We start from the raw sequence: 6321 nt of genomic DNA, 5'->3' as shown, positions 1-6321 counted from the left end.
GACAAGTTCTTGCCAATCATTTTCAATACATCGGCATAGAACTCCAAAATGTGCTTTGATCCGGAGTCTTTGGTTCCGAATTTTCGCACAAGTTGGTTTATTAAAGTGCGATTACCAATAAGAAAACGCTCAAGCTCTCCGCGTCTACGAATGAATTCGGGAAGCATCTTATTTCGATCAAGCCCGATGATGAGCGAGGCAATGGTCAGCAACAATACCGGCTGCTGTTTTCCTGTCCAACTATAGAAATAGACCGCCGGGTGAAGGCCCAATGAAGAAGGCTCATTGCTCAGAAGAAGTTGGACAACACGTCTTGTACGAGACAGGTACGATAGAGTAAGCTTACCATCTACATCATCTAACTCTTTGCGAGTGTCGTTACACATTCTAACAAGGTCGTAGACCATTCTTAGCGATGTTGAGCTATAAACGGCGCCCCCTAGGGGAAGATCCAAAGACTTGATCGGGTATTTAAGACTTGGTTCGAATATAAGCCTATGTATTGTCGAGGCTTGTTTCTTTATATCATTCTGTATATCACTCGGAAATGTTGACCAATAGCTATGACCTGTGCCGCGTCTAATAATAGAACGTGCTGCGATGGCACTTGGCTTCCTCCTGCTCTCAATTAACTCTAATTCTTGAGGCTTGATTTGAGCGGCGTGCTGATTGATCCTCTTAAATGAGTCTTCGGCGACCGTAGCATCTCCTCGAACCCATTGTAGTTGTAGAGATGTGGTTGCAAGCCGACGCGCTTTGGCGACGAACTCGGCTCCATATGCAGACGGGTTCCTAGGCGCGTCGAGATGATCTTTATAGCTACCAATCTCTTTCAACACCTGCTCTCTGGTGCGCTCGGCAACCCGGAGTTGATCCTCGGGTATCGAATGGCCGAAGAACTTTTGGGATATCTCACCATCCCCATAATCGTCCTGGACCCATGATATCAAGGCACTTAAGCGGTGAGACCCATCGATGATAAATAATAAATCCTTATTCTTCCATAGAATTACGGCCGGTATCAATTGACCTTCAAGGAAGCTCTTGATTAGTCCTACAACTCGCTTGGGATCCCACTCTGATGTCTCTCGTTGAAAATCAGGCTTCCGCAAACCAAGAAAGAATAGTTGATCCGTCTCTAATTCTCTAATCTCAATTGATGGCTTAGTTGGCGCTTCATCACCCACGCCGCTAACAAGGAAGTCTTCTCGAATAACCAAAGCATCTAGATTGACTTTAACGCTCACTACCAAACCTCGCCATAGTGCTCTTACGAAGCCGCGTGACTATCCCAACACAGGTGTAGGCTATTGCGAACTAGAAATGCCCTTCCGTCTTAATTCAGTAAACCCTAGCAAGACGATGGCGTGAGACGGTTTCGCCCCATGATCCGCGTCTTATTAGGGATGCCGACGCAATTGCGAGACAGTATGGTGAGTAGGTCTAGAACCATATGAGACGGTTGGCGCACTGATGGCTACCTATGGCTATGCAAGGGTAAGTGCATCTTCTCAGAGTCTCGCCATTCAGCAAGAGGCATTGCAAGCCTCAGGTTGCGATGTGATCCGATCCGAAAAGGCCACGGGCACGAAGCTGGAAGGCCGGGCCGAACTGGAAACAATCATACAGTTCGCGAGAGCCGGGGATTCGATAACTGTTACACGGATCGACCGCCTCGCCAGATCGGTGGGGGACCTTGCCTCTATCGTGTCTCGGCTAGAAGCGAAGGGTGTTTCCCTGAGGGTCCTTGAACAGCCAGTCGATACGTCAACGGCCGCCGGACGGTGTTTCCTACAGATGCTTGGTGTGTTCGCCGAGTTTGAAACGGCCATCCGGCGCGAACGGCAGATGGAAGGCGTGGCGAAGGCCAAAGCCGAAGGCGTCTACAAGGGGAGGAAGCCATCCATCGACGCGGACCGGATCAGGGCGTTGTCTGCACAGGGGATGGGAGCCACAGCCATCGCCCGGGAACTAAATGTGGCGCGGGCGTCCGTCTACCGTCTTCTGAACGGCGCCACCCTTTCTCCCGACTGATAGGTTGCGTAGGCTCTGGGGCCGATCATCGTGGCTGCGGTGGTGTGTGGCCAGATACCCCGCTTGGGGAGGGACAGATGCAGCGCCGCCAAGTTCTGTCTCTAACCRCAGGTTTGACAGCCCTACTCATTCGCGGACCGGCGAATGCGAAAGTAGCTCATTATCGCATCGCCTTAGTTCATCCCACGCGCGCTACCACAACAATGACAATAGATGGCGAGCAGATTTTCAAATCTTTTATAATCGAACTAGAGAGGCACGGATTTGTCGAGGGCACAAATCTAACAATCGATCGGTTCAGCGCATATGGCGTTGCCAATAAATATCAACATATCATAACAGATGTCATCGATACCAATCCAAATCTCATCGTTACCGTTTCAGATCGAATGACGAAAGGTTTCGCGCAACACACTAGCACCATTCCAATTGTGGCATTGATGACAGATCCTGTCGCGCTTAATGTAACTCAGTCCCTTGCTCATCCAGAATACAACGTGACCGGCGTTGTCGTAAGTCCCAGCAGGGAAATCTGGCGCAAGCGTGTCCAATATTTGAAGGAGATTGCTCCGAACACTGACCGTATCTTTGTAGTGGCGGCGCGGACCTTCTGGGAAACCCCTGAGATCGTTAAAATTAGAAATGCAGTTGAAGAGGGCGGCTGCATCATGGTTGGGCCTCCGGTCGAAAGTCCTCATCAAGAACTCCAATATCGTGCTGCATTTGCAGACGCCGCAAAAGCTAAGTGCGCATGTATCGTGAGCACGTCGGTTGAAAATACAAAAAACAAAGAAATTATTGTAAAATCGGCCGCCGACTTCAAAATGCCAGCCATCTATCCATTTCGGGATTATGTTGATATTGGCGGCCTTATAGCGCATGATGTAAATCTAATAGATCTGTATAGGAAACTCGGTTCGGAGGCGGCTGAAATTCTTTCAGGAATACCAATAAAAGAAATCCCTTTTTATCAGCCGTATAAGCTTAGATTGGTTATTAATGTCCGAACGGCAAATGAAATGGGCCTAAATCTACCAACGAATTTACTCGCGCGGGCTGATGAGATTGTGGATTGAACACAAGTGTCTTCGGTGCATACATCAGGGTGTAGCGACTTCGAAGTCTATTCCACTGTGCTCATAGGTGGCATCCCATTCCCCACCATCCTGCAAGCGGAAGCCGAAGCACAGAGCCCAGTCGAGCCAATCTGTTGCTTCCTGCCAATCATAGAACTCACCCGTGTCCGTGAACGCCCGGTCGAATGTCATCTGGAACCGTGCGTAGCCTGTGATGGTGGGAAGTGGGCCGTTCTCGAAACTGACCGATGACAGTTCGATGGCTTCTGCCTGGATCGCTCCCCTCGGGTTCAGAAGACCGCCCGCGTAATGCTCCGACTCCGGTTCGATCCTGGCATATAGCAACGGTTCGACAGCCCTCCGAACGAACGCCCACTGATCCTTGGGCCATGATCTTCGCCTTCCACGGTCCTTCCATAGCTGTTCGCATTGGAGGAGGGCTGATGGGAGGGCGGGTGCTGGATCCTCAGAAAGGAGAGGCGAACCGTTCTTCAGCCTGACCATGACGGTGTGGATGTGCATAGCGGGACTGTAGCACAAGGCCGCTACGCCGACGATGGCCGTTGAACGTTTGAGGCCACACATGACGAAGCTGTAGGCCGGCTCACCGCCGTAGCCCACAACGCAAATCACAGCTTCGTTACCCCAAAATTAAAGTATTGACGCTTGCAATTCAGTAAATACGGCACATACTCGGCACCTACAGGAAAATATATATTGGAGACTTGTCATGTTAGGTCCCAGTGAGACTGAATTCATAAAATTCGACAGCCGTCGTCAATTCTCAGGAATTGAACAGAGCCCATTCGTGTTTGAGCATCGTTTGCAAGCCAACCCTTTAATGAAACGTGATAATTTGCGCGAACTTTGTAGATACATGCAAGACAATAAACATTCTTATTTCTTACAGAACAAAGCCTCACAAAAGAGTGTTTGGGGAGATGCGACGAAGAGCGCGACTCTTGTCGAAAGCTATGACCAGCTGGAGTCTGGCAATGTCTTGATCCTTCTTAAAAGTGTGCATAGTCATCCGGACTATAAGAGGCTTTTGGAAGAGTTTCTCGATGAGATCGGGGACATCTTGGGCGTCGACATGAAGAAAGCATACCGAAGGCCCATTTGCACGATCATCATTGCCTCTCCTCGGCGCATTACTCCATATCATATGGACGACGCGCATAATCTACTTTTGCAAGTATGCGGGCGTAAGGATTTCTACGTCTTCGATGGCACGGATCCAGAAATCGTCACTTCCGAAGAACGGGATGCTTTCTGGAACGGCGAGGTTGATGCAGTCCACCTCACTGATGCCAAGCAAGCCAAAGCGACACTCTATGATCTACGGTCTGGCACAGGCATTCATGTGCCTCTCTTCTATCCACATTGGGTTCAAAATGGAGACGAAGTCTCAGTCGCGGTTAGCATGAATTTCCAGTCAGTCAAGGATCGCGCCTTAACTGTGCACTCATTCAACGAATTCCTACGAAAACGAGGGCTTCATCCCACAGCCCCAGGACACAACCGGCTTGTCGACTTGTCGAAAATTGTGGCATTCGGCGCTTTGTCTACGCTCCGTGAGTTGCGAAGGCACTAAAGCCGGACCAAGATGCTACCGGCCTTGAACCGGCTTTCGATCCTGGTGTGATAGTTCGGATGAGTTGTCCCTTCGGATCCAGTCCCGAAGGTTGCTGTTGGGATAGGGGCGCGACGGCTGATGCACGTTTCTCCTGACCAGTCTGAGGACGCGGCCCATAACCCGATCCAGAGGGATGTGAGTAGGACCGCTATGACCGCCAAAACCGCGCTGATGGATAGCGTAGATCGGATCATTCCCTATTCCATTCGGCCGGTCGTGTGAGTGACTCTGGGCTACGCTGCCTTCGAGACACAATCCGCGCTTCCTCAGGGATCAGGCGAAACGATGCAAGGTCCGTCCTGGCGTGCCTTAACCGTTACGAGCCATGGCGGGTAATGGCGCTCGGATCGAGCTCACCAAGGCCGGACCATACCCCTAAGGCCGGAGGAGCCATCCGTGAGCTTCGAAGCTATCACGGAGGACCCTGAAAGATCACGGAAGGATCATGGAGCGATGGTTCCTTCCAATTTCTCCATAGCTGTTCACACCGGAAGATAGCGGGTGGGTCAAAGGGCTGGGGACAGACCAGTGGCTCATTTGCGACACTGAAACACTCAGACACAAACTGTCATTATGCGGCTTTCACGAATGGAAGGAATCCGGCCTATTGGTCCGAGCCGGTATTATGTATTCAGAGGCGGCAAACTTGGCCGGCGCAGAGAACAAGCTGTCGTCCATTCTCATGAGGTCCATCATGAGTAGGAAAGAAACGCCGATCTGGGTCAAACGCTGCATTCAGCGACGCATGGCAAAAGGGAAGATCACCGAAGCTACGGTTCGCGTGCTGATGAAGCATAAGCGATTTCACCAACTGGTCGAATGCGAACTGACATCCCCGAATAACGTCGTGCCTTTCTCAGGAGTGAAACGACAGAGAATGCCAGAGCTTGGATTGATATAGGCGCAATAAGTTGGGCGGCATAGGTGAGGGAGTATGCCAGTGCCGCCTATCCCAGACCGTTCGCGTAAAAGCGGGACAGGGACATTCTGCAAAATGTTTTGGACCTAAGGCGACAGACTGCCTCGCACGACGCATTCAGGACGGGAGCATAGCGCGCGATGGTAGGTTGGGCTCCCTCTGCCTTGAAGGCCCCTCCGGACTAATCTGGGCGATCTTGCGGGTATCGTGGGGTGATTGTGTCCCTCAGACGAAATCAGGCCGTAGAAACGGTCCCAGAAAGCGGTAGGTGACGGTACAGGCACCTTGGAGCACCGGAGAGGAATGTCTCGCTCTCGGATGCCCCTATCGTCTTCTACGCCGCCTTCAACGTCTCACCGCCCTCAAAATGGCGAGGATCCCTGAGCCGTTCATTCAGCATGCCTAGATGTCCGACTATCTGGTCTCGTTCAATGGCAATAAGGTAGCGCGCCACCAAGTCGGATCACGTCGCGATATGGTTCGGTACCAACTTTCGGAAACTTAGCCGCTCATTGTTGGCGCGTCGAATAAGTTCCTCCGTCTCAATATAGTAGACGTTTTTATTTTTCAGTCTGTCGCGGATCAACTTGAAAGCCTCATTAAGTTGAAGCCGAAAGGATGGATGCGGATCACCCAATGTCGAAACGATCCACATC

General features: G+C 51.1%; 5 protein-coding genes. 3 read left to right on the top strand and 2 right to left on the bottom strand.

Annotated elements, in window-relative coordinates:
* Positions 1-1247: DUF262 domain-containing protein (locus tag AC1DXK_RS17035; RefSeq protein WP_477298433.1), on the bottom strand; the 1247-nt coding region annotated here is incomplete at its 3' end.
* Between the two features lie 226 nt (positions 1248-1473).
* Between AC1DXK_RS17035 and AC1DXK_RS17030 the strand changes: the two genes are divergently transcribed.
* Both AC1DXK_RS17030 and AC1DXK_RS17025 read left to right on the top strand, forming a co-directional pair.
* Positions 1474-2034 carry a recombinase family protein gene (locus AC1DXK_RS17030; RefSeq protein WP_477298431.1) on the top strand — a complete coding sequence of 187 codons (561 nt, stop codon included), beginning with the start codon at positions 1474-1476 and terminating at the stop codon, positions 2032-2034.
* Positions 2035-2111: 77 nt separating this feature from the next.
* On the top strand, positions 2112-3110 hold the full coding sequence (locus AC1DXK_RS17025) for an ABC transporter substrate-binding protein (RefSeq protein ID WP_477298429.1): 999 nt from the start codon (positions 2112-2114) through the stop codon (positions 3108-3110).
* A gap of 24 nt (positions 3111-3134) precedes the next feature.
* On the opposite strand, the gene AC1DXK_RS17020 is transcribed toward AC1DXK_RS17025, so the two are convergent.
* Entirely contained in the window at positions 3135-3455 is a 321-nt protein-coding gene (locus tag AC1DXK_RS17020; protein ID WP_477298427.1) for a hypothetical protein, read from the bottom strand.
* A 385-nt stretch (positions 3456-3840) separates the two neighbouring features.
* Here AC1DXK_RS17020 and AC1DXK_RS17015 point away from each other — a divergent pair, with 385 nt between their 5' ends.
* Positions 3841-4704, top strand: a complete 864-nt coding sequence (locus AC1DXK_RS17015; RefSeq protein ID WP_477298425.1) for a cupin-like domain-containing protein — start codon at positions 3841-3843, stop codon at positions 4702-4704.
* Positions 4705-6321: the final 1617 nt, after the last annotated feature.

It is taken from the genome of Methylobacterium sp. P3_A11, from assembly GCF_056403155.1.
Note: the sequence above shows the minus strand (reverse complement) of the source record. Positions and strands in the feature narration are given on the sequence as shown.